The sequence below is a fragment of the Georgenia satyanarayanai genome (genome assembly GCF_023715365.1).
Lineage (GTDB): Bacteria > Actinomycetota > Actinomycetes > Actinomycetales > Actinomycetaceae > Oceanitalea > Oceanitalea satyanarayanai_B.
In genome coordinates this window covers 1-437 of record NZ_JAMBNZ010000125.1, presented here as the reverse complement: position 1 = coordinate 437, position 437 = coordinate 1, and the positions used below count along the sequence as shown (strand labels likewise).

At 37.5% G+C, this 437-nt stretch carries 1 protein-coding gene; it reads left to right on the top strand.

The genetic code is table 11. The features are described from left to right. Positions 1 to 437: hypothetical protein (locus tag M3148_RS17315; protein ID WP_251305962.1), on the top strand; the 437-nt coding region annotated here is incomplete at both ends.

Below are 437 nucleotides of genomic sequence, written 5' to 3'. Positions count from 1 at the left end.
ACCGTAGCTCGTGGTGATGATGTTGTATTACAAATTTATGATTGGGTAGGTGATAGTGGCACAAAGCCTACAACAGGGCAATACCTTAGTAGTAGTGGTTTAGTTAGTAATATCGCTAATGCTGATAATATACGTGGGTCACAAGGACAGCAAGGAATTCAAGGTGAAAAGGGATTACAAGGTGATAAAGGTGCTGACGGTAAATCAATCAGTAGTTTTAAATTTAATCCCGACTTATCTTTAACATTGACATACACGGATAACACAACTGCTAAATCTGATGTTCCACCAACTCAATATGGGTGGGCTACTTATAAAGATAATCAATATACTGACGCATCACCTTATAATATCCCTGTTAACACACAGGTTGTTATTCCCAATAATGCTACAAACAAAGTGGAAGTGTTACCAACAGGTGTTACAACATTCTACAA